Raw genomic sequence first — 22,991 nt, 5'->3', positions numbered from 1 at the left:
CAAGGGTTTACCGCTCCAGCGCCGCGCGAGGTCGATACCGGCGGTCCGGGAGTGAACTCCCAGGCCGCCTGTCTCATCCCTCGCCCGGCTGGCGACCGATCAACGCGAACCATCCGTCCTCGTCGATCACCTCGACGCCGAACTCCGTCGCCTTCGCCAGCTTCGAGCCGGCGCCGGGACCGGCGACGACGAGATCGGTCTTCTTCGACACCGAGCCCGCCACCTTCGCCCCCAGCGCTTCGGCCATGGCCTTGGCCTCGTCGCGGGTCATCTTCTCGAGCGACCCGGTGAAGACGACGGTCTTGCCGGCCACCGGCGAGGACGCCGTCTCCGCTGCCGTCGGGCGATCGTTGGTCGTCGTCACGCCCGCCTCGACCAGCGCCTCCACCGCCTCGCGGTTGTGCGCCTCGCCGAAGAACTCGATCAACGACGCCGTCGCCACCTCGCCGATGTCGCGGTCGGACTTCAGGCGATCATAGAGCGGCCCCGGCGCCTCTGCCCGTGCCGCGCGGATCGCCTCGCAGAGCCCGGCGGCATCGCCGAAGCGCTCCTTCAGCGCCGCGCGCTGGTTGGCCTTCAGCCCGGTCGCCGGGTCGCGGAAGGGATCGTAGGCCGCATCGTCCAGCCTCTCGTCGCCGACGGCCAGCAGCGCCTCGAAGCTGCTCTCGCCGACGAAGGGCGTCTCCTTCAGGCGGTGCCAGGCCGCGCCCGGCTGCTCCGCCGCCGCCCTGTCGATTCCGGCCAGAAGGTCGGCGACGTCGTCGAAGTGCCGCGCCAGCGCCTTCGCCGAGGTCTCCCCGATGTGGCGGATGCCGAGGCCGAAGATGAAGCGGTTCAGCGCCACGGTGCGGCGGGCGTCGATCGCCGCCAGGAGATTGTCGATCGCCTTGGAGGTCTCGGCCTTCTTGGCCGGCTTCTCCGGCTCGGCCATCCCCTGCGAACGGCGCCGCGCCTCCGACACCTCCCGGCGCCGGGCCTCGATCGCCTCGCGCAGCGGTTCGAATGTCAGGGAGAAGATGTCCGCCGGCTGGCGCACGAGCCCGGCGTCGAACAGCGTCTCGATATAGGTCTCGCCGAACCCCTCGATGTCGAAGGCGCCGCGCGAGACGAAATGCTTCAGCCCCTCGCGCCCCTGGGCCGGACAGGTCAGCCCGGCCGTGCAGCGGCGCTTGGAATCGGGGCGCCCGGTGCGCGGATTGACCTCGCGGACCGCCTTCGAGCCGCAGACCGGGCAGTGGTCGGGAAAGACGTAAGGGTCGGCATCCTTCGGCCGCTTCTCCAGGACGACGTCGAGCACCTGCGGGATGACGTCGCCGGCGCGCTGGATCAGGACCGTGTCGCCGATGCGGATGTCGCGCCCTTCCCGGATCGGCGCGCCGTCGGAATCCTTGCCGGCGATGTAGTCCTCGTTGTGCAGCGTCGCGTTGGAGACGACGACGCCTCCGACCGTCACCGGCTTCAGCTTGGCGACCGGCGTCAGCGCGCCGGTACGCCCGACTTGGATGTCGATGTCCTGAAGCAGCGTCGTCGCCTGTTCGGCCGGAAACTTGTGGGCGATGGCCCAGCGCGGCGAGCGCGAGACGAAGCCGAGGCGCTTCTGCAGGCCCAGATCGTCGACTTTGTAGACGACGCCGTCGATGTCGTAGCCGAGATCGGCCCGCTTCTCCTCGATCGCGTGATAGTGCGCGATCAGGCCTTCGATCGTGTCGAAGCGCCGCATCAGCGGATTGACGGAAAATCCCATCCTGCCGAGGGCGGCCACCACCTCGGTCTGGGTGTCGCCCGGCACCTCGCTGACTTCGCCCCAGGCATAGGCGAAGAACTTCAGCGGCCGCGACCGCGTGACGCCCGCATCCTTCTGGCGCAGCGACCCGGCGGCCGCATTGCGAGGATTGGCGAACTGGCGGATCTTGGCGGTTTCGGCATCGTCATCCGCCTCCCCCTCCGGCTCTGCCAACCCGGGGCTTTCCGCAGGAGCTATCGCGTCCACCTCCTCTTCCGCAGCCTCCGCGACGGCCGGCTCGACGCCCGCCGCCAGCCGCTCGTTCAGCGCGGCGAAGTCGGCATGGCTCATATAGACCTCGCCGCGCACCTCGAAGACCGCCGGGCGGATGCCGCTGAGACGGTGGGGGATGTCCTCGATGGTCAGAGCATTGGCGGTGACGTCCTCGCCGACGGTGCCGTCGCCCCGCGTCGCCGCCGAGACGAGCCGCCCGTCCTCATAGCGCAGCGACAGGGACAGCCCGTCGATCTTCGGCTCCGCGGTGATCGCCAGCGGCGCGTCGTCGGCGAGCTTCAGGAACCGGCGGACCCGTTTCGCGAAGTCCTCGACGTCGTCGTCAGAGAAGGCATTGTCGAGGGAGAGCATCGGGATGGCATGGGTGACCTTGGCGAATTTCGCCGATGGCGCCGCGCCCACCCGGATCGAGGGCGAATCCTCGCGAACCAGGCCGGGAAACCGCCGCTCGATGGCGCCGTTGCGCCGGCGCAGGGCATCATAGGCGGCATCCGAGATCGTCGGCGCGTCGTTCTCGTGATAGCGCCGATCGTGGCCCGCGATCTCGGCCGCCAGCCGCTTCAGCTCCTCGGCGGCCTCGGCTTCGCTCAACGCTTCGACCGGCCGCTCCGCAATCCTCGCCATCGCTTCCAAACACTCCTGCGCCTCAGGGTCTTCTCAGAGCCACTCCGGCTGCGGCAGGTCAAGCGCCAGCACCCGCTCGGCCATCTTGCGCCGCACCGGGGGCAGCATCGTCGCCATCGGCATGGCGTATTTCAGGAACGAGGCGATGTGCGAGGGCGGCTTGGCCAGCATGTCGGTCATCTGGCGGGTCTCTTGCATGACGCTTCTGACCACCGGCAGGCGCTGCGATTCGTACTCCGTCTCGCGGTGCTCGCAGAAGAGGTGGGCGAAGGTCGCGGCGTCCGCGATGCCGAGATTCATGCCCCGGCCACCGACCGGGGAATGGACGTGGGCCGCATCGCCTGCGAGGAACACCCAGCCCCGCGACATCCGCTCGGCATGGCGGAAGGACACCCGGAAGGTCGAGCGCCAGGTCACCGAGGCGATGCCCCCGACGGCGGCGACCAGCGCGTCGGGCGAATCGTGGAAGCCGATCAGCCGCGCCCGGTCCTCTCCCATCGGCAGGAGTGCATGGGACGTGCGCTCGCCCGAGCCGATGGAAATCCGCCCCCGGTGGGGATCGATCGGCGCCTCGAAGATCACGTCGGCGAGCGCGAAAACGCCGGGATAGCCTTTCCCGCTCCAGGGCACGCCGAGCTCCTGGCGCACCTTCGAATGGCTGCCGTCGCAGCCGAGGATCGCCGCGGCCGCAACCTCTTCCCCGGTGGAGAGCGTCGCGCTCGGGCGGTGGGTCTCACCGACGGCGACGAGCCCGACATTCCACTCGACGGCGACCTGCCGCTGTCCCAGCCAGTCGATCATCAGGCGCTCGGTCCGGCCCTGGGGCAAAGAGAGCATGAAGGGATGGGGCGTGCGGGCCGACTTGAACGACAGAGAAAGAACCGTCCGGCCATCGATGACGACGTCGCTCCCGGTGATCGTCGTGCCGGCTGCGAGAAGGGCTTCGCGGAGGCCTGACGGTGCGAGGATCGCCAGCGTCGTCGGATTGATCGCCAGCGCCCGCGATTGCTCGGCCGGCGTCGGGCCGTCGCCGGCATCGACGATGCGCACGGCGACGCCGCGCCGGGTCAGCTCCACCGCGGCCGCCAACCCCACCGGGCCAGCTCCGGCGATCAGCACCGTTCCGTCTCGCGCCATGTCGGGCTCCCCCCAGAGTTCTGCCTCAACGCGCCGTCTCGCCCCGATGGATGAGCGAGCCGGCCGATCCTCGGCGACGCGGCGTTCCGAACGCTCGACGCAGATCTTGCCCCGGACTCGTCGCCTCCTCAAGTACGGTGACGAATGCTAAGGGCGCGTTTCGACGGGCGAAAAAGCGCATCCCCCATCGACGGCGAGACCATCGGGCGTTGATCTTTGGCAATCGCGCGCCGATCGGGGGCGATCAGGCGATCATTCCCGGCGGCGTTCGCGGGACGCTCAGGCCGTCAGCGTCCGATCAGCCGCGCGGCGGCGGCGCGCGCCTCTTCCGTCACGCTCTCGCCGGCGAGCATGCGGGCAATTTCCTCGCGCCGACCCTCGGTGTCGATCGCCGCGACACGGGTGGCGACGCGGTCCTCTTCGGCCCCGGCGACGCTGGCCTTGGAGATCAGGAGATGGGTCGAGGCGCGCGCCGCGACCTGCGGCGCATGGGTCACCGCGAGCACCTGCACGGTTCCGGCGAGACGCGCGAGGCGGCGCCCGATGGCGTCGGCGACGGCGCCGCCGACGCCGGTGTCGATCTCGTCGAAGACCAGCGTCGGGGCCGAGCCGCGATCGGCCAGCGCCACCTTCAGGGCGAGCAGGAAGCGCGACAGCTCGCCGCCCGAGGCGACTTTCATCATCGGGCCGGCGCGCGTGCCGGGATTGGTGCGCACGTGGAACTCGGCGGTGTCTATGCCGGAAGCGTCCCGCCGCTCCGGGTCACGCTCGAGCGTCACCATGAAGCTCGCGCGCTCCAGCTTCAGATCCGGCAGCTCGGCCATCACCGCCGCTTCCAGCATGCGGGCGGCGACGGCGCGCTTTTCCGACAGAACCAGCGCCGCCGTGTCGAAGCGCTCGCGCTTCTCCTCGACGTCGCGTTCGAGCTTCACCAGCCGCTCCTCGCCGGCATCGACGTCGGCAAGATCGCCGATCATCCTCGCCGTCAGCTCCGGCAGGTCGTCGACGGGCACGTTGTACTTGCGCCCGGCAGCCCGCAGCGCGAACAGCCGCTCCTCGGTGGCCTCCAGCGCCCGCGGATCGAACTCCAGGCTGCGCAGCGCCCCCTCGAGCGAGGTCTGGGCGTCGGAGAGCGCGTCGAGGGCGGTGTCGAGCCGCTCGATCGCCTCGTCGAGGAGACCGGGAAGTTCGTCCCGCTTGCGGTCGAGGCGCTTCAGGAGATTGGCGAGGCCGGGAATCGGCGAGGCCGGCCCGGACAGTTCCTCATTGGCATCGTTGACGTCGGTGGCGATCTTCTCCGAGCGCATCATCACCTGCCGGCTCGCGGCAAGCTCCTCTTCCTCGCCGGCAATCGGCTGCAGCTCGGACAGCTCCTCCACCGCGCTGCGCAGGAAATCCGCCTCGCGCGCCGCCGCCTCGACCTTCGCCCGGTGCCGGCCGAGGGCCTCGCGGGCGGAACGCCATTCGCCGAACAGCCGGGCCGTCGCCGCGGCATCGTCACCGAGGCCGCCGAAGTCGTCGAGGAGCGTGCGGTGGCTCGCCGCGTCGACGAGCGCGCGGTCGTCGTGCTGGCCGTGAATCTCCACCAGCGACAGGCCGATCGCGCGCATCAGGGCGACGCTGGCCGGCCGGTCGTTGATGAAGACACGGGTCCGCCCGTCGGCGGTCTGGACCCGGCGCAGGACGAGATCGCCGTCGTCGTCGAAGCCGTTGTCGGTCAGGAGGCGCCTTGCCGGGTGGTCCGTCTCGATATCGAAGGCGGCCGTCACCTCGCCCTGCTTCGCCCCGTGCCGCACCAGCGAGCCGTCGCCCCGGCCCCCGAGGGCGAGGGCGAGGGAATCGAGCAGGATCGACTTGCCGGCGCCGGTCTCGCCCGTCAGCACGGACAGGCCGGCCCCCAGCGTCAGGTCGAGGCGCTCGATCAGTACGATGTCACGGATGGAAAGATGGACCAGCATGTCCGAATCGTCGGTCAGGGCAGGATGCGGCGACGACACTGTCGGTCGCGGGCCCGGGTTTCGCAAGCCGGGCAAGAAGCTGTGCCCCGGCTGACAGGCGGGCGGTTGTGGCGACGAGGCGAGCGGCGCTGGCGCGCCGCCCGCATCGCTCTCGTCTCATGCCGGTCCGACACGTCCCGCCGGGTCGTGCGATCCTGGCAGGCCGCGGCCTCAAGAGGCGCCGGTGATCTTCTTCGTCGCGGCCGCGAACCAGGAGTCGGACGATCCCTCGCGCGGCTCCAGCCCATGCCCCCGGAGCAGCGCATAGCTGTCGTTGTACCAGGGCGAGTCGGGGAAGTTCTGGCCGAGGACCGAGGCGGAGGCCTGCGCCTCGCGGGTCAGGCCCATCGCGTAATAGGCCTCGGTCAGGCGGGCCAGCGCCTCTTCCACCTGGCGGGTGTCGGGATAGACGTCGACGACGTTCTTGAAGCGGTTGATGGCCGCCAGATAGTCGCGGCGCTCCAGATAATAGCGGCCAACCAGCATCTCCTTGCCGGCGAGCTGGTCGCGGGCGATGCGCAGCTTGCCCCTGGCGTCCTCGGCATAGGCGGTATCGGGGAAGCGCTCCATCAGCGCCCGCATCGCCTGGGCGGTATAGGCAGCCTGCTTCTGGTCGCGAGTGACGTCGGGGATCTGACGGTAGTGCGACAGGCCGATGATGTACTCGGCATAGGCGGCGTCGTCGGAATCCGGATAGAGCGAGAGATAGCGCTTGGCCGCCGTCGTCGCCTCTTCGTAGTCGCCGCCGCGATAGCTGGCGAAGGCCTGCATGATCAGCGCCTTGCGCGCCCATTCCGAATAGGGGTGCTGGCGGTCGATCGCCTGGAACTTCTTGGCGGCTTCGCCGAGGCGACCGCCTTCGAGATTGGCGAGGCCCTGGTTGTAGAGGACGTCCGGCGGATCGGTCTCGGCGGCGAGCGCCAGAACGTCGACGTCGCTGTCGCCCCCCGACATGCAGCCGGCAAGGCCGGATGCGGCACCGAGCACAACTCCGGTCAGCAAGAGATGCCGGAGCCATTTCGTCGATCCGGCAGAAAATCTGGTCGCGTCGATCATGTCTTGCGGGTCCCCTAGCCCAATCGGCCTCCGGCCGGCATCACTACCCCCCGAGCAAGGCTCGAACAATGCCGAAGCCAGAGTAAGCAGCCTTTTTTGTGGCCGCCTGCCCGGAACGCCGTGAGATGGCGAGATTCACAGTCCGGTTGTTGCCGCAAGGTCACCGATGCGGCCGCCGCGTTGCCTCTGGCCATGGCACGTGGCGCCATCACACCGGCAGGAAGCCCCGGAGAAGCGGATCCCGCGCAGGGCCGTGTCCCGCGGGCACAGGCGGCATCCTGCCACCGTGACGGCGGTGTCAGAGAACCTGCGGGCCGAACGCCGGGGCTGCGACGGCGACCAGCGGCGCGTGGCGCACCGGGTCGACGCGGCGGGACGGCATCTCGACGATCTCATAAGCCTTGCGGTCGGCGAGCAGCGCCCGCAGCGCCAGCGCGTTCAGCCGGTGGCCGCCGCGATAGGACCGGTAGCATCCAAGAATGCGAATGCCGCCCAGCGCCTGGTCGCCGACGGCGTCGAGCGCCTTGTGGCGCACGAACTCGTCCTCGAAGCGCAGGCCCTCGGGATTGACCACCCGCCCCTCGTCGGAGAGGACGACCGAGTTCTCCAGCGACGAGCCGAGCGCGTAGCCGGCCGCCCAGAGCCGCTCGACATCGGCCATGAAGCCGAAGGTGCGGGCCCGGGCGAGATCCTTGGTGAAGCGCGCCGCGGTCAGGTCGGCCCGGTAGGCCTGACGGCCGATGGCGGCATTGGCGAAATCGATCTCGACCTCGAACCGGGTGCCGGCATAGGGTCGATACTCCGCCCTCGCCTCGTTCAGCTCGATGGAGACCGGCTTCAGAACCCGCAGATAGCGGCGCTTGGCGACCTGGCTGACGACGCCGGCTTCGACGATCCCGCGCACATATTCGGCCGAGCCGCCGTCGAGAATCGGCGTCTCCCGGGCATCGATCCTGGCGACGACGTTGTCGATGCCCATGGCATAGAGCGCCGCCATCAGGTGCTCGATGGTCGAGACGTGAGAGCCGTTCGGATTGCCGACCACGGTGGAGAGATCGGACGGGGTGGAATTCGACGAGATCGCGGGGATCTCCTGGATCAGGCCGTCCGCGCCGACGAGGTGAAAGACGATGCCCGTATCGATCTCCGCCGGCAACAGAGCCAGCCGCACCGGCAGCCCGCTATGCACACCGACGCCGCCGAAGTCGATCCGCGATGCTATCGTCTGCTGGAACATCAACACGTCCGAATGACCTTTCCCCGCCCCGCGTCCGGCAAAATCCCCGTGCCGGGTCCGCTCACACACGAAAGTTCGTCGACCGAGGGCCGACATGCGCCGGAGAATCCGAATGGTTCTCCTTTTGTTGAGAACGTTGGTAAATCCGGGAGCAGATTTGGCAAAATCACGCTTTCTTACCCACTGTTACCGAGAGCCTGTGAACAATTCGCTGCAAGCCCATGAAATCAATGGCTTGTATGAAAATGCCCGCCGGATCGCTCCGGCGGGCAGTGTCACGAAACCGCAACAGAGGCGCGAGATCAGTTGGCTTGGCGTCGGAGGAACGCCGGGATGTCCAGCTGATCCTCCTCGCTCACCGGACGCGACGCGGTGGCCGGACGGGCCGCCGATTCCGCCGCGGCGCGGCGCGGGGCATAGGGATTCGGCTCCACATGGGCGCGGCGGGCCGGCTCGCCGGCATGCTCCTCTTCCTCGCGGCGCGACAGTCCGGTGGTCAGACGGCGCAGGAGCCCCATGGCACCCCGCTCGTCGCCGGCCTGTTCGCCGGCAGCCTGACGCTGCTCGATCTCGCCACGCACCACCGGCGGGAAGTCTTCCACGCGCGGCATGCGGGCCGGCTGCACCGGCTCCATCGCCGTCTCCGCGCTAGAAACCGCGGAGCGCGGCGCCGACTGCGGGGCAACCTGCGCGATCTCGGCGGCGAGCGCGGCCGAAAAAGCGTCCTCGATCTCGCTTTCTTCTTCGGTGGCCGGGGCCGGCGCGGCGTGAGCCGATGCGGCCATGGCCGGCGCCGGCTGAGCTGCCGGAGCAGCCTGCGGGATCGCCCGCTGCTGCGCCATCGCGGCCGTCTGGCTGGTGGTCATGGACGAGCGCTGGGCCATCTCGACGTCGCTCTTGTCGATGCCGGTGGCGACCACCGACACGCGGATGACGCCTTCCAGATTCTCGTCGAAGGTCGCGCCGAGGATGATGTTGGCATCCTGGTCGACTTCCTCGCGGATGCGGGTCGCCGCCTCGTCGACTTCGAACAGGGTCAGGTCGCGGCCGCCGGTGATCGAGATGAGCAGGCCCTTGGCGCCCTTCATCGAGGTCTCGTCGAGCAGCGGGTTGGCGATGGCCGCCTCGGCGGCGGCCATGGCGCGGCCCTCGCCGGACGCCTCGCCGGTGCCCATCATCGCCTTGCCCATCTCGCGCATCACCGAACGGACGTCGGCGAAGTCGAGGTTGATCAGGCCTTCCTTGACCATCAGGTCGGTGATGCAGGCGACGCCCGAATAGAGCACCTGGTCGGCCATCGCGAAGGCGTCGGCGAAGGTGGTCTTGTCGTTGGCGATGCGGAAGAGGTTCTGGTTCGGAATGACGATCAGCGTGTCGACGTTCTTCTGCAGTTCCTCGATGCCCTGCTCGGCGATCCGAAGCCGGCGCTGGCCCTCGAAGTGGAACGGCTTGGTGACGACGCCGACGGTGAGGATGCCCTTCTCGCGGGCCGCCCGGGCAACGACGGGAGCAGCGCCCGTGCCGGTGCCGCCGCCCATGCCGGCGGTGACGAAGCACATGTGCGAGCCGAGGAGGTGATCGCAGATCTCGTCGATCGATTCTTCGGCGGCGGCACGGCCGACCTCGGGCTGGGAGCCGGCGCCGAGACCCTCGGTGACGGCGACGCCCATCTGGATGATGCGCTCGGCCCGCGAGGACCGCAGCGCCTGAGCATCGGTGTTGGCGATCACGAAGTCGACCCCCTCGAGGCCGGCACTGATCATGTTGTTGACCGCGTTGCAGCCACCGCCACCGACACCGAAGACGGTGATGCGGGGCTTCAGTTCGGTGATGTCCGGCTTTTTCAAGGTGATACTCATGCCCTCATTCCTCTTTCAATTCGCAAAGGCCGTTTTGCCGCGCGGCCGTTCGTTGCCATTCCCAAGGGCGCGCGGCGCGCACCGTGTTGTCTTCCCGGCGCAGCACCCCCGCCGCGCCGAATCTGCTACGAGCTCCGCCGCAGCCAGGAGCCGATCCGGCCTCCCTCCATCGCCTTCTCGATGGCCTGCACGGCGATCGAGCGCTCCGCGACGTATTCGCGATGCGCGACCTGCGGGTAGATCAGGAGGCCGACGGAGGTCGAAAAGCCCGGCCCCTTGCTCGATGGGTTGAGGCCCGTAACGCCCAGCGGTCGCCCCAGCCTGACGTTGCGCTGCAGGACCGTGCGAGCCGTCTCGGCGAGCCCGGCGAGCTGGCTGGCGCCGCCGGTCAGGACCACGCGCTTGCCGATGACATGGCCGAGGCCGGAGGCGTTCAGCCGGTCGCGGACGAGTTCGAGCGTCTCCTCGACCCGCGGCCGGATGATCTTCGTCACCAGCGAGCGCTTGACGACGATCGGATGGGCGTCGCCGCTCTCGCCCAGCGGCGCGACGGTGATCGGCTCGCCGGTGTCGTCGAGGAGCTCGGCCATGGTCGAGCCGTGCATGACCTTGATACGCTCGGCGTCGGCCGGGCTGATCGACAGGCCGCGGGCGAGATCCATGGTGATGTTCGAGCCGCCGACGGCGATCTGGTCGGCATAGACGAAGCGGCCGTTGTTGAAGATCGCGATGCTGGTCGCGCCCGAGCCCATGTCGATGCAGGCCGAGCCCATCGCCGCCTCGTCCTCGACCATGGTCGACAGCGCGCTGGCATAGGGCGTCGCGACGAAGGCCTCGACGACGAGCTGCGCCCGGTTGATCGCCGCCTCGAGGTTGCGCAGCGGCGCCACCTCGGCGGTCAGGACGTGAAGGTTGGCCGACAGCCGCGATCCGGTCATGCCGACGGGGTTTTCCAGTCCCGACTCGTCGTCGAGCTGGACGTCGTAGACCGTCGAATGGAGTGCGACGCGGCCGTCGTCGACGGGCAGCTTCGCGGCATGGCCGGTGACGCGGGAGAGATCGGCCGGCGAGACCTCGCCGACGATCTCGACGTCGGAGCGGCGGCGCGCGCTCTTCAGGCGGCCGGCCGTGACCGAGACGATCAGCGATTCGACCGACAGGCCGGCCATCCGCTCGGCCGCGTCGACGCACTGGCGGATCGCCATCTCCGCCGCGGCGATGTCGACGACGGCGCCGGACTTGATGCCGCGCGAGCGGTGATGGCCGACGCCGATGACTTCGATGGTGTGGGTGCGGTCGGGGAGCATCTCGCCGGCGACGCGCGGGCGCAGTCGCGCGATCAGGCAGGAGATCTTCTCGGAACCGACGTCGAGGACGGAGATCACCCGCGCGCGGCGCGGCGACAACCCCTTCATCCTGGGCAGATCGGATTTGCCGAAACCAAACAGACTCATACCGGCTTGTCCTTGCCAAGGCGCTTGATCAGCTTCGCCCGTTCCTTCAGGCGCTCCGCGCGCCGCCCGAGCGAATCCGGCGTCAGCCGGACGACGACCCGGTCCGACAGGCGCATGTCGACCGCGGCGATGTCGCGCTCGAGCAGCGTATTCTGCCGATCCAACAGGACGACCTCCGCCAGAGCATCCATGGGCTTGTCCTCCGGCAACCGGATCGTGACCCCGTTCTTCAGTTCGAGGTCCCAGCGACGGCTGCCCACGCGAACATACGCCCTGACCCTTGCGCGAAGCTCGGGAAACCCCTCCATGTCGTCGATCACGCCGGCGGCCGCGCTGGCAGCGCCGGTCCCCACGACCACCGGCAGCGCGTCGAAGCGGCCGGGCACGTAGGGCACGATCTTCTTGCCCTCGCGGTTGACGACGAAGAAGGACTGGCCGGTCTGCCAGATGGCGTAGGGCCGGTGCTCCTCGAGATCGATCTCGACCCGGTCGGGGAAGATCTTCTGCACCGAGGCGCGATCGATCCAGGGCATGGCTTCCAGGGTCTGGCGCGCGCCCGTCGGATCGAGCGACAGCAGCGTCTGCGAGCCGGTCATCCAGAGCGCCTGCAGGACGTCGATCTCCGAGGTCTCGCTGTTGCCGCGCACGTCCACCTTGTCGATGGCAAACCCCAGCGGCTGGCCGATGCCGTCGAGCACCTGGCCGGCATGGCCGCCGAGGGCCACGCCGTAGGCGACGCTGCCGGAGACGACGACGAAGGCCATGGCGCCGAAGCCCGGAAGCGGCAGCGCCGAAGCGGTGGCGACGAACTTCTCGAGGCGCCGCATGATCCGCGACCTTGCACGCTCGAGCCGTCCGGGGCCGTGCATGTCGGCTGAAAGATGGTTCGGGTTCAGCGGGCGCATGAGGCGTCCTCCACCATCCAGGCGATCAGGTCCTCGAAGGAATGGCCCGCCGCCCGCGCGATGTCGGGAACCAGCGAAGTCGGCGTCATGCCGGGCTGGGTGTTGATTTCCAGCCAGATGAGTTCCCCGCCCTCGCCGAAGCGATCGTCGTAGCGGAAGTCGGACCGCGTCACGCCGCGGCAGCCCATCGCCTTGTGGGCGGCGAGCGAATGCTCCTGGATCTTGCGGGCGACCTGCTTGGGGATCTCCGCCGGCACCACGTGGCGTGAGCCGCCCGGCCGGTACTTCGAATCGTAGTCGTAGAAGGCGTAGCCTTCGGGCACGATCTCGCACACGTCGAGGGCGACGTCGCCCATTACCGCGCAGGTGAGTTCGCGGCCATGGACGTAGCGCTCGACCATGACGATGTCGCCATAGGGCCAGTCGGCGGAATAGAGCTCCTGCGGCGGCTTGCCTTGGTCCTCGCGCACGATCAGGACGCCGAAGCTGGAGCCCTCGGCGACCGGCTTGACCACATAGGGCGGCGACAGGACGTGGGCGGGCGCGGCATCAAGCCGATGCAGCACCTTCGCTTCGGCCACCGGCACGCCGGCCGACTTGGCGACGATCTTCGCCCGCCCCTTGTGCATCGACAGGGCCGAGGCGAGGACGCCGGAATGGGTATAGGGGATCTGCAGATATTCGAGCACGCCCTGGATCGTGCCGTCCTCGCCGAAGGGGCCGTGCAGCGCGTTGAAGGCGACGTCCGGCGCGATCTCCCCGAGACGCGCAGCGACGTCTCGGCCGACGTCGAGGCGCGTGACGGCATGGCCGACCGCTTCGAGCGCGTCGGCGCAGGCATTCCCCGAGGAGAGACTGACCGGTCGCTCCGAGGAGAATCCGCCCATCAAGACCGCAACATGCTTGGCCATCGCGCCTGCCGTCCGCATTAACAGATAGTTTGAATCAATCTTTTGCCTGTCGATGGTTAAGCGGGAGTTAACCGACTGTGGCGAAAGCAAGAAATTTGAAAGGGTCGGAGCGGGGCGAGGCGGTCGGCGCATCGGTCGACGCGGCGTGACGGATCCAGCCCCGCGGTGAGATCCGCCCTAAAGACCCACCGCGTGAATGATCTTTTATATATTCAATTCAGCAAATTGTGATGGTACGCTGAGATCTTGGTTAAAGCCTTCTCCCGGCTGGCCGGGCGTCGGTTTCGATGCCGGGCATCGCAGCCGACGCGAACGCAGGAAATAGGCTGCGCTTCGGCGCGCCGGATGTGCAACGGCCTGCGCGGGGTCGTCCGGCTCCGCAGCCAGGACAACCTCCAGCCTTGCCGAGCGGTTGATCCCTTCAAAAGATGAAGTCGCCGGCGTCGAGAGCGGCGATGTTCACATTGTTCAGCGTTATGGTGTTCGCCGCATCGGTGATCACCGCATTGGCGCCGACCTGTGTCAGATGGTTCGCCGCAAGGTCGGCAAAGCTGACGATGGCGCCGACCGCCGACAGGTCGATCGTCTCGGCCGGGTTGGTGGCCTCGAAGTCGACGATGACGTCGCGCCCGAAGCCGTTGCCGAAGACGAAGCTGTCGGCGTTGCCGCCGCCCTCCAGCCGGTCGTTGCCGATGCCGCCGATGAGGACGTCGAAGCCGGAGAAGCCGCGCAGATTGTCGTTGCCGGCGCCGCCCCAGAGATTGTTGTTGCCGGCGCTGCCGAGCAGCGTGTCGTTGCCGCCATTGCCGCCGAGCAGGCTGGAGAAGGCGTCGCCGATCAGGCGGTCGTTGCCGGCCCCGCCGACGGCACGCTCGAATCCCGAGACGACATCGGTGCCGATGTCGCTGCCAGTGGCATTCCCGTTGACGAGGTCGATCACCACGTCGGCGATCGCCTCGGCATAGCTCAGGAGGTCGAAGCCGGCACCGCCTCCATAGGAGTCGTCCGCGCCGTCCGCGGTGGCGAGGACGAGGTCGTCGCCGGCCTCGCCGAAGACGGTGTCGGCGCCCGCGCCGTCGGAGATCGTGTCGTTGCCCGCTCCCCCCGCCAGGAAATCGGAGTTGAAGTCGCCGAAGAGTTCGTCATTGCCATTGCCGCCGTACAGGCGGTCGTTGCCGGCAAAGCCCCGCAGCACGTCGTTGCCGTTTCGCCCTTCGAGGGTGTTTGCCCCGGCATCTCCGAGAAGCAGGTCCGCGAACCCCGAGCCGACGAGGTTCTCGATAAAGGACAGCCGGTCGCCCTCGGCGTCGCCGCCTGAGCCCATGCCGTTGCCGAGATTGATGGAAACACCAGCACCGGACCGGTCATAGCTGGCCTGATCGATACCGCCGCCGCCCTCGATGATGTCCGCCCCCGCTCCGCCACGCAGGACGTCGTTGCCGGCATAGCCGCGCAGGGTATCCGTGCCGCCCTCGCCGTTGAGGACGTTCGCCCCGAAGTCGCCGAAGAGGACGTCGACGGCCTGCGAGCCCGTCACGGCTTCGATCCCGACCAACGTATCGCCCGCCGCGTCGCCCCTTGCGCCTGTCCCGGCACTCAGATTGACGGTGACGCCATAGGCAGAGCCGAGATAGCTCGCCTGATCGAAGCCTGCGCCTCCGTCCAGTTCATCGGCGGCCGCGCCACCTTCCAGGACATCGTTGCCGGCAAGGCCTGCGAGGCGATCCGAGCCGCCTGCGCCGGCCAGCGAGTTCGCGACGCCGTTGCCGAACAGGACGTCGTTGAAGCGCGAGCCGATAAGGTTCTCGACGTCTTTCAGCATGTCACCCTCGGCTTCGCCGAAGCGGCCGGTGCCGGTGGTCAGGTTGACGGAGACGCCGCCGAAGGAGAATTCGTAGGATGCGGTGTCTACGCCGTTGCCGCCGTCGATGTCGTCGGCCTCGGTGCCCCCGTCGAGGAAGTCGTTGCCGCCATGGCCGCGCAGGATATCGGCGCCGCCGCCGCCGCGCAGCACGTCGGCGCCCTCGTTGGCGAGTGACTCGGAGAGGACCGGCAGCGTGACGGACAGCGTGTAGCCGCCGGCAAAGACACCGCGCGACAGCGTGTCGTCGACGGTGATGTAGTACCAGCCGGGCGTGTTGATGCCGTAGGAGATGTAGGGGTCTTCCGAGCCCGGCGTGTCCTGCGCGCTCGTCTTGTCCTGGCGCGAGCCGGGATCCGACGCCGATTCGTCGCTCGAGGACAGTGCGGTCAGATTGGAATCGAAGAGTTCGACCAGCGCGTTGAAGCCCTGGAAGGACGCGTTGTCGATGTCGATGATCAGGATGCCGGGGGCGGCGACATAGATCGCGAAGGCGTCGTAGCCGTTGTTGTCGGCGGTGACGACCGCGCTGACATGCGGGTTGGTGTCGCTCAGAAAGACGTTCGGGCTCGCGACGGTGCCGATATAGGGCGTCAGGTTGAAGGCCCCCTGCACCGAATTGAGCGGCTGGCCGGTCGGCACGTTGACGAAGCCCGGGCCGTTGAAGCCCTGCACGCTGCGACGGTCCCCGAGGAGCACGTCGTCGCCGTCGCCGCCGAACAGCCGGTCGTCCCCCTCCCGCCCGTTGAGGACATCGTTTCCGGCATTGCCGATCAGCCGGTTGGCGCCCTGGTTGCCGTCGATCCAGTCGTTGCCGGACCCGCCGGTGGCATTCTCGATCAGCGATCGGGTGTCGCCGTTGAAGAGGAGCGCATTGAAGACGTTGCCCTGGGAGATCAGCGCCTCGGCCGGCTCGACGCCGACCTGGATCTGGCGCTGGTGGGTGACGGCGCGCTGGGCGGGATCCATGCGCGACGATTCGCCCGGCGCGAGGTCGATATGCAGGTCGGCGGAGTAGTTCGACATGTCGTAGGTGTCGTTGCCGCCGCCGTCCCAGATGGTCAGGAACACCTTGTTGGTATCGAACCCGGTATCGCCCGCCCCCGGCACGCCCTGCCCGACGCCGTTGACGAACATCTCGCCGGTGGTCGGCGACCAGCTGTAGGTCGTGTGGGTGGCATTGGTGGCGTAGTTGGCGCCGTAGAGATGCTGGAGCGCCGCGATGTCGTACATCATCAGGGTCTGGGCATAACCGTAGCGCTCGGTCTGGTATCCCCCCGCGAGATAGACGTTCGGGCTGCTCGAATAGGTCATGATCGAGTAGTCGAGCGAATTGCGCCACGCGGGAATCACGTATTCGGGGCCGCGATCGGTCAGACCGTGCCTCGGCTCGTGGCCATGCTTCAGGCCGAAGGCGTGGCCGAGTTCATGGATGTGGGTCGCCCAGGCGAAGTTGCCGACCCGCGGATCGCGGTACTGGCTCCCATTGGTCCCGAAGAACACGTCGCCCTGGGCCTGATCAGCCGGATCGGAAGGATCGGGAAACATGGCGAAGGCCGTCGGAATCGGATTGGCGTCGATTTCGTTCTGGACGTCGTCGACGGCATGAGCCTCGGCGATCACCATCGTCGTCGGCGTCGTCGGGTTGGCGACGAAGCTGATCGGGAGCGTCGCCACATCGGTGAAGGAGCCGTAGGTGAAGGCGAGCGGCGTCGCAGCGGTCGGGTCGTTGTCGCCGATGATGTAGCGGACCGCGAACTGCTGCGCCGCGTTGAGCTCTCCTAGCCCCGAGAAGGTGAAGCGGTAACCGGGACCGAAATCGGCCGCCGTATCGGCGAAACTATAAGTCAGGTCGCCCGCCCATCTCGTTCCGTAGAGAACGCCATCGATGAACAGATCGCCGGTGAAAGTCGACAAGACGGCGGATGCAGCCATACCAGGAACCTCGCTTTCCGGCTCCGCTCCCTTGGCGGAAGGAATATGGAAGTCTTAACAAAGCGAAGAGGGCACGAAAACCGACTTCACGTCATTTTTCATTCCCCTTGGTAATTCATGGGCTCTCATCAGCACACGAGCGGGTTTTTCTTCCCACAAGGACCCGCAGTGCGAGCGATGCTGCCGCCCGCCCCTCGTGTGGCGACCTCACGCGATCCTGCCTGCCTGACTGGCCTGCCGGCGGCTTCTCCCGGTTCTCGATCGATGACACCGGCGGCACCACCGGTCGACAGCAAAGGCCTGCCGTCGGGGCGGTCACGATGACGGGAGCCGCATCACCCTCTGGCGCATCGATCGAGCGCGTCGATCTCCAGACGATGAAGCCGATGGCATCAGATCGGCGAGACCGACGCCGAACCGCCCGATCGTGCCGGAGCCACCGATGATGATCGCACTCACGCCCGGCTGCGCGCGGCGGTCGGCCGCAGCGTGCGAGGAGCCGGCTCTGCCGGGATCCGGCGCGTGCGGCGGTTCGATTCGCCGCCGGGCGAGGGATTGTCGCCAGGGTTGACGGTCGATGCCCGGCCCCCGCCCCAACTGCACGAGGCGTACAGGTGCGGCGTCCGCGGGAGTGCAGGTCGCCCGAGCCCACGCAGCAGCGGGCCGACGGCACATTCATTCAACGCCGATCGTTTTGGCCCCTTGCGAAACGACCGCTTGCTCAGTAGGTAGAGCGCCGGTGAGGCCTCGTGGCGGAGTGGTTACGCAGAGGACTGCAAATCCTTGCACGCCGGTTCGATTCCGGCCGAGGCCTCCAGCCGCTTGTCCGGCAGCCCGTTCTTCCGGCAGTTTCGGGAATTCCCGGGTTTCGCCCACACCGGTCCCCAGCCGATTGCTCAAGGCCCGGGATTGTCGGCGATGTCTTCGCAAGCGCTAGCGCACGGGCTGCGACGACTTGATGACATGCGCCGCCGGCCACCGAGGGCCGCGACCGCTAAGCTGGACGTCCGAGCCCGCCGGCGGCGAAGCGGGCCGATCGTTTGGCAATTGTCGGACGAAGCACCACATCCTTGCTCACAACGGCGCTGCCGATTGTGATGGAGGGGCTTTTGGTCTATTCACCCGGTCGATATGCGCTCGTCCCTCCGCGATTCCCGCCGGGGCGCAGCCTTACCTCGATAGAGTATTCATGATGACACGTCGCCGCCGCATCTACGAAGGCAAAGGCAAGATTCTTTATGAAGGTCCGGAACCCGGCACCCTCGTCCAGTTCTTCAAGGACGACGCCACCGCCTTCAACAAGAAGAAACATGAGATCGTCGACGGCAAGGGCGTCCTCAACAACCGGATCTCGGAGTACATCTTTTCCCACCTGAACAAGATGGGGATCCCGACGCACTTCATCCGCCGGCTCAACATGCGCGAGCAGCTGATCAAGGAAGTCGAGATCATCCCGCTCGAGGTCGTGGTGCGCAACGTCGCCGCCGGATCGCTGGCCAAGCGCCTCGGAATCGAGGAAGGCACCGTCCTGCCGCGCTCGATCATCGAGTTCTACTACAAGGCCGACGCCCTCGACGACCCGCTGGTCTCCGAAGAACACATCACCGCCTTCGGCTGGGCGAGCCCGCAGGAAATCGACGACATCATGGCGCTCGCCATCAGGGTCAACGACTTCCTCTCCGGCCTCTTCCTCGGCGTCGGCATCCAGCTCGTCGACTTCAAGATCGAGACCGGCCGCCTGTTCGAGGGCGACATGATGCGCATCGTCGTCGCCGACGAGATCTCGCCCGATAGTTGCCGTCTGTGGGACGTCCAGACCCAGGACAAGCTCGACAAGGACCGCTTCCGCCGCGACATGGGCGGGCTGGTCGAGGCCTATCAGGAAGTCGCCCGTCGCCTCGGCATCATGAACGAGAACGAGCCGCCCCGCCCCTCCGGGCCGGTGTTGGTCAAGTGAAGCGGCGAAGGCCCGTGAAACAGCCGGCACCGGCACTCAAGCTGGTCTATTCCAGCGAACGTCGCATTCCCGCCCAGAGGACCGCAGAGGACCAATGATCAAGGCTCGCATCATCGTCACGCTGAAGACCGGCGTCCTCGACCCGCAAGGCAAGGCGATCGAATCCGCCTTGTCCAATCTCGGCATCGAGGGCGTCGGCTCCGTGCGCCAGGGCAAGGTCTTCGACGTGACCCTCGACGGCGACGACGCGGCCAGCGCCAAGACGAAGCTCGACGCCATGTGCGCGCAGCTTCTCGCCAACACGGTGATCGAGAACTATGCTGTGGAAATCGACCACGGGTAGCAGGGAACCGTCGTGATGGCCGAGGTGACGAACGAATTGCTGTTCGAATTGATGAAGCGGTTTCATGAGCGCTTTGACAAGCTCGACCATGGCATATCCGAAGTGAAGCAGGAGCTCATTTCGATCCGGGGCCACATGCTCTCGATGCAAAACGACGTTCACAACATCTATGCGAAGCTAGATCGCCACGAGCAACAGCTGGAGCGCATCGAGCGCCGGCTGGAACTTCGTGAAATGGCCGAGCCGCACGCACCTTTCGAGCACGATCGATGAAAACCGCCGTCGTCCTTCTCCCCGGCCTCAACCGCGACCGCGACATGATCGCCGCGCTGACGACGATCACCGGCCAGGCGCCGGCGACCGTCTGGCAGACCGAGACGTCGCTGCCCGACGTCGATCTCCTGGTGGTGCCGGGCGGCTTCTCCTTCGGCGATTATCTGCGGGCCGGGGCGATCGCCGCGCGCTCGCCGGTGATGCGGGCGGTCGCCGAGGCCGCAGCGAAGGGCGTGCCCGTGCTCGGCGTCTGCAACGGGTTCCAGATCCTGTGCGAGGCCGGGCTCCTGCCCGGCGCCCTGATGCGCAACGCGGCGCTGCGCTTCGTCTGCCGCGAGGTGAAGCTCGAGGTGGTCAATGCCTCGACGCGGTTCACCTCCGCCTATGGCCAGGGACAGGTCATTCGCTGCCCCGTCGCCCATCACGACGGCAACTACTTCGCCGACGAGGCGACGCTGAAGGGCCTTCAGGACAACGACCAGATCGTCTTGCGCTATGCCGAGGGGACCAATCCGAACGGCGCCATCAACGACATCGCCGGCATCGTCAATGGAACCGGCAACGTCCTCGGCATGATGCCGCATCCGGAGAACCTGATCGAGCCGGAACATGGCGGCACCGACGGGCGCGGCATCTTCGAAAGCGTCCTCAGCGCCTCGCAGAGCGTCGCGGCTTGAGCGCCATCGCCTGGGGCGCCACCGCCTTTCGGGCCGGCAGGACGCGCAAGCGCGCCCTCCTCGCGTCGATCGGCCTCGTCGCACTTGCCGCCCTGCCGGCATGCAGCGCGCGCCAGGAGGCCCCCGCGCGGGTCGCCGCCGACACTGGCCTCGACCGTATGGAGCGGCTGACGCTGAACGCCAATCGCTGCTGGTTCAAGTCGCAGGATCCGGCCTTCGCGGCCTATTCGCTGGCGCCCGAACTCTCGTCCTTCTCCGGCAAGCCGCGCTTTCTTCTGGTGCCGCGGGGCAAGCCGGAAGCCCGCCCGCTCGTCGTCGTCGAGGGAGCGAGCGGCTCGGGCGCCGTCGCCACCTACGGGCCGTTGATGGGCGAAAGCCTCGGCGGCCGGATCGGGGCCGACGTGCAGCGCTGGGCCGCCGGCAGCAACGGCTGTGCGGCATGAATGTCGTGCCGCGGCTCTTCCCGGTCCTCTGCCTGATGGCGACCTGCAGCGCCTGCGCATCGGGCGACCTGGACGACGCCACGCTTGCGACCGCAAGCGTATCCTCCAGCAGGACCGCGCCGAGCCCTTCGCCGATGCCCTCGCCGACCGAGATCGCCTATGCCGGGCAGACGGCGCGTGTGCTCTTCCGGTCCAAGGATGTCGAGCGGAGCGCCAGCTTCGCGACGGTCGACACGGACGGCTACGGCCTCTGCCTGCGCGCGCCGGGCAAGGGCGTCGCGCTCCTCGTCTTCAGCCAGCGGCTGATGGATGACGCGGTCTCGCAGGTCGACGACGCGAGCGAGATCCGCCGACGGCCCGGCGACACGATCGCCTGTCAGGGGAGCGGCGTCGCTTGGGTCCGCGGCTGACGGCGCAGTCACGCTCGCCACTGCTGCGAGAACAGGGTCGCGAGACGTGGCAACCGCTTCGCGCAAAGGATCCTGCGCCAACGGGATGACGGAGCGGGCTGTCGATCGAAGCTGATCTCGGTCCGCTCTAGAGCGGGATGACATCAGCTTCGATCGACAGCCCGCTCCATGTTATTGTTGCCGGATGATCTTTCCCGAAAACCGGTTCCCACTTTTCGGGATCATGCTCTAGTCGTCCTCGCGATCGGTGCCGGGTTTCGGCTTGAAGGTGAGGAGCCAGGTGGTTCCGTCTCCCGGGATCTGTGTCAGTGTGCCCTCCAGCTGTCCGACCAGCGCCCGCACGATGCCGCTGCCGGCACCGCGCCATGCCGGCTTGGCGTCGGCAACACCGATGCCGTCGTCGGCGACGGTAACGGCGAAGCGGTCATCGCCCTCTGCCGCAAGTCGCAATGTCAACCTGCCCTGCCGGCCGTCCGGAAACGCGTGCTTGATGGCGTTGGTGGCCAGCTCGTTGACGATCAGTGCGAGAGGTGTCGCCTGCGAGATGTGCAGGCGGAGCGGCGCGAGGTCGCAGGACAGCGTCACCGTCGGCGGAGCCAGCGAGCGCGCCAGCTCCTCGCCGATCTCGCGCAGCAGCCTGTCGCCGGCCACGCTGTCGGTGTCGTGCTCCCGGTCCAGAAGCTGGTGGGTCTTGGCGACCGAGAGGATCCGCTGCTCGAGCTGATCGAACTGCCACCGCGAAGTCTCCGTGTCGCAGCGCCGCTTGCCGACGGTGACGAGCGAGACCAGGAGCATCAGGTTGTTCTTCACCCGGTGCACGAGTTCGCGGTGCAGGCGCTTCTGCGTCGCCAGGAGATCGGTCAGCGTCCGCTCCATGCCCTGGCGATGGGCAAGCTCCTTGTTCAGTTTCCGGATGAGCTGGCGATGTTCGTCGAACTGCCGGCCGCGCCCGGCATCCTCGACGATCAGGACGTGGACGACCGGCCCATCGGCAGTCGTCATCAAGAGACCGCGGCCGCGCAGCGCGGCGACCTCGCCCGCGGATCCGCCGCTGCGGCGCCGGAGGGAGAGAGCCTGCCAGGAGGAGCCGCCGCCCAGCCTGCGCAGCGTGACGGCGACGTCCTGCGGCTCGACGATCCAGTAATCGGCAAAGTCGCGAAAGGCTTCCTGCCCCGGCTTCAGCCCGGCGAGATGCCGGGACCGCTCGTTGGCATAGACCACCCTGCCGTCGAGGGCGACCACCATCACCTCGACGTCCATCAGGGCGAGAACGCGATCGGAAAAGCCGAGATCCGACGGCATGGCCTCGACCGCTGAAGCCGCAGAGCGGGCCTGCGGACTACAGGCGGTAATATTCGCGTTCATCGCTGTGGAGCATTTCGATGGGAGTGAGGTGGACGATGACGTCGCATCGGCCGTCGCCGCTCGCAATCGTCCGCTCGAGCTGCACACGCGCATAGCCGAGATTGTCGGCGGCAATCCGCCCGAAAACGTTCGACGTCATCATGCACAGCGACGGCCTGCCGATCACGTCCTCGGCGAACGGGCAGCGGGTGTTGCCGAGAACGATCCGGTCCGGCCCGATCGAGATGACGTAGAAGCCGCCGTCGATCCGCCGCTTCAGGTCGACGAAGATCCGGGCGACGGTGTCGAGGTCGAAGTCGTCGGGGCCAAGCGCGGCGTGATAGGCCTCGTTGAGCCAGTCCCCCATCAGGCCGCCGACCGTGGCGACATAGCCGCTGGCTTCCTCTACGCCGACCACGCGCTCGATGGTCCCGCTCAGTTCGCGGATCATCTTGCGGGTGAACCTGTCGCGGTCGAGCGCGATGCCGGCTTCCTCGACGCGGCTTTCCACCGGGACCTGGCGCTGCGAAATCGTGTTCAAAAGTGACGCC

At 67.7% G+C, this 22,991-nt stretch carries 18 protein-coding genes and 1 tRNA gene; 7 read left to right on the top strand and 12 right to left on the bottom strand.

The genetic code is table 11. The features are described 5' to 3' along the window. Positions 1 to 73: 73 nt before the first annotated feature. From ligA to ATO4_RS06665, 10 genes are all read right to left on the bottom strand, one after another. A complete protein-coding gene (ligA, locus tag ATO4_RS06710; RefSeq protein WP_083590657.1) occupies positions 74 to 2,641 on the bottom strand; it encodes an NAD-dependent DNA ligase LigA in 2,568 nt (855 codons plus the stop codon). A gap of 33 nt (positions 2,642 to 2,674) precedes the next feature. Further along, a complete protein-coding gene (locus tag ATO4_RS06705) occupies positions 2,675 to 3,778 on the bottom strand; it encodes an NAD(P)/FAD-dependent oxidoreductase (protein ID WP_083590656.1) in 1,104 nt (367 codons plus the stop codon). Positions 3,779 to 4,065: 287 nt separating this feature from the next. Further along, complete coding sequence (recN, locus tag ATO4_RS06700; RefSeq protein ID WP_083590655.1) at positions 4,066 to 5,736, bottom strand: DNA repair protein RecN; 1,671 nt, start codon at positions 5,734 to 5,736, stop codon at positions 4,066 to 4,068. A gap of 210 nt (positions 5,737 to 5,946) precedes the next feature. Further along, positions 5,947 to 6,831 carry an outer membrane protein assembly factor BamD gene (locus ATO4_RS06695; RefSeq protein ID WP_083590654.1) on the bottom strand — a complete coding sequence of 295 codons (885 nt, stop codon included), beginning with the start codon at positions 6,829 to 6,831 and terminating at the stop codon, positions 5,947 to 5,949. Between the two features lie 298 nt (positions 6,832 to 7,129). Continuing rightward, entirely contained in the window at positions 7,130 to 8,068 is a 939-nt protein-coding gene (lpxC, locus tag ATO4_RS06690; RefSeq protein ID WP_083590653.1) for a UDP-3-O-acyl-N-acetylglucosamine deacetylase, read from the bottom strand. Between the two features lie 302 nt (positions 8,069 to 8,370). Then, complete coding sequence (ftsZ, locus tag ATO4_RS06685) at positions 8,371 to 9,927, bottom strand: cell division protein FtsZ (RefSeq protein WP_083590652.1); 1,557 nt, start codon at positions 9,925 to 9,927, stop codon at positions 8,371 to 8,373. Positions 9,928 to 10,052: 125 nt separating this feature from the next. Further along, the gene (ftsA, locus tag ATO4_RS06680; protein ID WP_083590651.1) at positions 10,053 to 11,381 is read right to left on the bottom strand and encodes a cell division protein FtsA; all 1,329 of its coding nucleotides are present in this window, start codon (positions 11,379 to 11,381) and stop codon (positions 10,053 to 10,055) included. Further along, positions 11,378 to 12,286, bottom strand: coding sequence for a cell division protein FtsQ/DivIB (locus tag ATO4_RS06675; RefSeq protein WP_245308604.1), 909 nt, complete (start codon positions 12,284 to 12,286; stop codon positions 11,378 to 11,380). Before ATO4_RS06675 ends, ftsA begins: the two co-directional genes overlap by 4 nt. Continuing rightward, positions 12,274 to 13,197 (bottom strand): D-alanine--D-alanine ligase, encoded by a 924-nt coding sequence (locus tag ATO4_RS06670; protein WP_083590650.1) that lies wholly within the window; start codon positions 13,195 to 13,197, stop codon positions 12,274 to 12,276. The genes ATO4_RS06675 and ATO4_RS06670 overlap by 13 nt, the downstream gene beginning before the upstream one ends. Positions 13,198 to 13,618: 421 nt before the next feature. Then, complete coding sequence (locus ATO4_RS06665; RefSeq protein WP_083590649.1) at positions 13,619 to 16,993, bottom strand: M10 family metallopeptidase; 3,375 nt, start codon at positions 16,991 to 16,993, stop codon at positions 13,619 to 13,621. A 743-nt stretch (positions 16,994 to 17,736) separates the two neighbouring features. On the opposite strand from ATO4_RS06665, the gene ATO4_RS06660 reads away from it, so the two are divergent. From ATO4_RS06660 to ATO4_RS06630, 7 genes are all read left to right on the top strand, one after another. Continuing rightward, a tRNA-Cys gene (locus ATO4_RS06660) sits at positions 17,737 to 17,810 on the top strand. A 375-nt stretch (positions 17,811 to 18,185) separates the two neighbouring features. Beyond that, the gene (gene purC, locus ATO4_RS06655; protein ID WP_083590718.1) at positions 18,186 to 18,950 is read left to right on the top strand and encodes a phosphoribosylaminoimidazolesuccinocarboxamide synthase; all 765 of its coding nucleotides are present in this window, start codon (positions 18,186 to 18,188) and stop codon (positions 18,948 to 18,950) included. 94 nt (positions 18,951 to 19,044) lie between these two features. Further along, complete coding sequence (gene purS / locus ATO4_RS06650; RefSeq protein WP_083590648.1) at positions 19,045 to 19,293, top strand: phosphoribosylformylglycinamidine synthase subunit PurS; 249 nt, start codon at positions 19,045 to 19,047, stop codon at positions 19,291 to 19,293. A gap of 15 nt (positions 19,294 to 19,308) precedes the next feature. Further along, positions 19,309 to 19,566: a hypothetical protein gene (locus tag ATO4_RS06645; protein ID WP_083590647.1), complete on the top strand. Its 258-nt coding sequence runs from the start codon at positions 19,309 to 19,311 to the stop codon at positions 19,564 to 19,566. After that, positions 19,563 to 20,243 carry a phosphoribosylformylglycinamidine synthase subunit PurQ gene (gene purQ, locus ATO4_RS06640; RefSeq protein ID WP_083590646.1) on the top strand — a complete coding sequence of 227 codons (681 nt, stop codon included), beginning with the start codon at positions 19,563 to 19,565 and terminating at the stop codon, positions 20,241 to 20,243. The genes ATO4_RS06645 and purQ overlap by 4 nt, the downstream gene beginning before the upstream one ends. A gap of 68 nt (positions 20,244 to 20,311) precedes the next feature. Further along, positions 20,312 to 20,686 (top strand): hypothetical protein, encoded by a 375-nt coding sequence (locus tag ATO4_RS06635; protein WP_176222887.1) that lies wholly within the window; start codon positions 20,312 to 20,314, stop codon positions 20,684 to 20,686. A gap of 134 nt (positions 20,687 to 20,820) precedes the next feature. Further along, positions 20,821 to 21,096: a hypothetical protein gene (locus tag ATO4_RS06630; RefSeq protein ID WP_139802292.1), complete on the top strand. Its 276-nt coding sequence runs from the start codon at positions 20,821 to 20,823 to the stop codon at positions 21,094 to 21,096. 228 nt (positions 21,097 to 21,324) lie between these two features. On the opposite strand, the gene ATO4_RS06625 is transcribed toward ATO4_RS06630, so the two are convergent. Beyond that, on the bottom strand, positions 21,325 to 22,398 hold the full coding sequence (locus tag ATO4_RS06625; protein ID WP_176222883.1) for a sensor histidine kinase: 1,074 nt from the start codon (positions 22,396 to 22,398) through the stop codon (positions 21,325 to 21,327). A gap of 37 nt (positions 22,399 to 22,435) precedes the next feature. Continuing rightward, complete coding sequence (locus tag ATO4_RS06620; RefSeq protein WP_083590643.1) at positions 22,436 to 22,981, bottom strand: methanogen output domain 1-containing protein; 546 nt, start codon at positions 22,979 to 22,981, stop codon at positions 22,436 to 22,438. Positions 22,982 to 22,991 lie beyond the last annotated feature (10 nt).

It is taken from the genome of Aurantimonas sp. 22II-16-19i (assembly GCF_002088275.1).
In the GTDB taxonomy this organism is placed as follows: Bacteria; Pseudomonadota; Alphaproteobacteria; order Rhizobiales; family Rhizobiaceae; genus Jiella.
This window is presented reverse-complemented; position numbering and strand designations above follow the sequence as displayed.